Raw genomic sequence first — 3,487 nt, forward strand, 5'->3', positions numbered from 1 at the left:
CCGCTTGATCGGTCAAGACGGGTCAGGCCGGACGCTTACGTTTCTACTTCCTCGGCAGACCTTAATGCGTTCTCTGCAGCCTGCGCCTGCTTACGTGTCTCGCTCTCGCGGACTGAAAGTTCCTGAACTGCAGTCTCGGCTGCCCGAACCCCTTCGAGCAAGGCGTCCGTGCTCTCAAATCCTTCTGCTTTGAGCCGCCCGGCGCAGACCGCCCGTTCCTCGCGCACCTGCCGCTCGGCTTCGGCGGCTTTATCTTTCAGGTCCGCCATCAGTGACTGATACAGGGAAACGTCGAAAAGGTCCCTTAGGATCGTTACGCGTTCGTTGGTCTTCGCCGACAGGAATTTCTCGAACCGACCTTGGGGCAGCAGCACGATTTGCCGGAACTGTTCCGGACCGTATCCCAGAATGTCGGCAACAGCTGCATCAACATCGCGAACCTTCTTTTCTGCAATGACCCTGCCACGCCTCTCGTCCGTGATCTGATCTAGCGGGATCCCAGTGGCTTCAAAAAGATGGGCTTCATGCGCAGTCTTGGTTTCTCCCAGGCTGCGCAGCTTCGGCCGCATCTGATCCGGCTGGCGAACCACCACAAAACGCCGATCACCGACATCGAAAACAAACTCGACCTCTGTTGTGAGATCAGCTGCCGCGTGGTCTGAACGAAGTGATGTGCGATCCTGCTCCGACTTGGACGCCTCGCCGAACAAAGCAAACGTCATACCACTAAAGATGGTCGACTTTCCTGATCCAGTCTGTCCGTAAATCCCAAAAAGCCCAGCGTTAACAGCGTCACGGAAGTCGATGACTTCCCTATTCGCATATGGGCCGAATGCCTGCAGCGTGAGTCGGACGGGCCTCATTCTGCATCCTCCTTCAGCTGCAAACGTCTAATAGAATTGGATACGACCGCCTGTTCAGCTTCCGAAATCGCTACAATGCCAACTTCTGTCAGGAAGTTGCTCACAACGTCGGCAGGCTCTATGGCTGAAACCGCCGATCCATCTGCAGATTTCTTTTCGAGCGGGCGCTCGTCGCGCGCATATCTAAGATCACAAACGTTCGGAAAGACTTCACGTAGGCGCTTCATACCGTCGATCACTGGGGTATCGTCCGTCAGCACCGCCCTAACAAAGTCGGATGATGGATCGGAGATAAGGAGCTCTGAGTGCTTGCCTCGTAGAATACGAGGGCGCCTAATTGGCAAAAATTGCAGAACTTCGACCGAAACCTTTCCGGCCGCATCGATCTCGACCAAGCTCATTGATTTCTGGGCGTCGACCTCATCGAAGCCGAATGCTAGCGGCGACCCTGAATAGCGAATATGCTGCGCGCCGACCGACTGAGGCCGATGTAAATGCCCGAGGGCTACATAGTGTGCCCCCTCAAACACAGCAGCGTTGACGGTCTCAATGCCACCAACGCGGGTTAAGGATCGCTCGCTCTCGCTTACTGAACCGCCCGTAACGAAGGCATGTGCGACAATAATCCATCGCGCGCCCTCTGGAACCTGAGCGCGCGCCGCTTCGACCTGTGACCTCAGAACATCTTCGGGCGTGTTAATCGCTTCGCTCTCAAAACATTCCCGAGCCGCATACTCATAGGCAAACGGCAACGCAGAAATCGCGACGGGTCCATGTTCATCTGAGAGCAAAAGTGGCGTTTCGTCGGCACTGATCGCACCACGGATAAGCCAACGAGACCGGTCCGCTGCGATCGCTGACAAGTCAATCCGATCGCCTGAGTCATGATTGCCAGCGATCATAGCAACGGCAGCATCTGTCTCATTTTTAACGCGCTGGAGAAACCCGTTGAATTGTCTTACCGCACTTTGCGGAGGTGACGCCCGATCAAACACGTCGCCAGCAATAATGAGGACATCTACATCGCTCGCCTTCACGGCTTCCACGATCTGGTCAAGTACGACAGCGTGATCCTCCTCGAGGGGTATACCGCTGAATTGACGACCAAGATGGATGTCGGAAGTGTGTAGCAGCTTCATAACTTGCCTCATACAATTTTTATACGTATAATTTTTATACATACACTAACAAGAGTCAAGAGAGGAAGTTTGATGGCGCTCGACGACCTAAAACACGCACAGCGACAGCGGCTTTTGTTTCTCGATAGATGCTTCACCTGGCGTGGCCTTGCACGGCGGCGTGATCTCATCGACAGGTTCAAAATCTCAATAGCGCAAGCGGCGAATGATTTTCGCGCCTATCTCTCGCTTATCGCAGAGAACGCACCAGTCTATGATACCCAATTGAAAGCCTATATCGCGGCACGAGATCATCAGCCGATTGCGGCTTCTTCCATGCTCGACATATTCGCAGTTCTCGACACCGTCTCAGAAAACGAGATATCTGCTGCGCTGCCGCGTGCGAAAAGGTCGCTGGATCCACACCTCGCGACCGTCCTCTACGGTGCAATCTCGAAACAGCGAAAAATCAGAATCGCCTACACATCGATGAGCTCTGGCGAAACGGATCCGCAATGGGTTGCGCCAACAAGGTTCATCTTCGATGGCGAGAACATTCACTTCCGAGCCTACAGCTACAAACGCAACGAGTACCGGAACTTTCACCCCGCAAGAATAGAGCCTGAAGATGATTTCCAAATGGATGAAATAGTGGAACCGTTGCCGCAAGATTCCGATTGGGACACTCTGAGAGTTATATGGCTCAAGCCGAGCAAACATCTCAGCCCCGCACAGGCCGCTGTCGTGCGACGGGAGTATGGCTTCACTGATGAGTATCTGAAGGTCGAAGTGCGTCAAGCTTTGGAGTTCTACCTTGATCGTCGTTGGGGATTGACCGAACCGCAGGCGAGACTGGAACGGGTGCCGATTGAACATCATTCCAGCTGACCAGAGACCCGTTTGGTTCGTCGCTTGAAGGTGGAGCCCAATCGCAAGTCGTTTAGTCTAAGAATGTCAGCTTTCAAACATTGCTGATTTGTTCTCAGGTCACTAGCCTTAGCACAAAGCGGACTGTTTACTCTAAGCAAACTTAAGCGCCGCAGCAAGTGCCAGATCAGATGCAATCGTATTTTGTGCCCCTGCGCGGAGCTCTTTTCGTAACTCTGGCAGGACGACCGTCTATGGCCTGTAACGCAGATTATGCTCCAACAGACGGCTAAGCATTAAGCATCGAGCGCGGTTAGGGCCGCTGCAGAGCAGGAAACCGCATAGTGGCTTCCCGTTGACCCATCGAATGCGCGCCAAGTAGAAATTGGCTTTCACCATAACGCCTTTATCTGCCGTTCTTCCAGTTGGCATGGGCCCTAAGCCTTCGTCTTCTGGATTGCGCTACTGTTAGATACGGACGACGGCTCGCAAAGCTTGCTATTGGTCTTGATCTCAGCGAGCCTTGATGAAGACGACGAAGGTTGTCGCATTGGCCTGATCCAAGCTGGTCCTTGATCTCCTTTGAATGGTCTGACTGGCCCGTCTGACCTTTGTTGCCCGTCTCGGGAGACGCGTTGA

The 3,487-nt window shown here is 53.8% G+C and carries 3 protein-coding genes; 1 reads left to right on the forward strand and 2 read right to left on the reverse strand.

Annotated features, from left to right (window positions below; genetic code table 11):
• Positions 1-35: 35 nt before the first annotated feature.
• Together B7364_RS08405 and B7364_RS08410 are read right to left on the reverse strand one after the other, a co-directional pair.
• Complete coding sequence (locus tag B7364_RS08405) at positions 36-863, reverse strand: AAA family ATPase (RefSeq protein WP_085339557.1); 828 nt, start codon at positions 861-863, stop codon at positions 36-38.
• Positions 860-2,002 carry an exonuclease SbcCD subunit D gene (locus B7364_RS08410; protein WP_085339558.1) on the reverse strand — a complete coding sequence of 381 codons (1,143 nt, stop codon included), beginning with the start codon at positions 2,000-2,002 and terminating at the stop codon, positions 860-862. The genes B7364_RS08405 and B7364_RS08410 overlap by 4 nt, the downstream gene beginning before the upstream one ends.
• 72 nt (positions 2,003-2,074) lie before the next feature.
• Here B7364_RS08410 and B7364_RS08415 point away from each other — a divergent pair, with 72 nt between their 5' ends.
• Positions 2,075-2,869: a WYL domain-containing protein gene (locus B7364_RS08415; RefSeq protein ID WP_085339559.1), complete on the forward strand. Its 795-nt coding sequence runs from the start codon at positions 2,075-2,077 to the stop codon at positions 2,867-2,869.
• Positions 2,870-3,487 lie beyond the last annotated feature (618 nt).

It is taken from the genome of Aquidulcibacter paucihalophilus, assembly GCF_002105465.1.
In the GTDB taxonomy this organism is placed as follows: domain Bacteria; phylum Pseudomonadota; class Alphaproteobacteria; order Caulobacterales; family Aquidulcibacteraceae; genus Aquidulcibacter; species Aquidulcibacter paucihalophilus.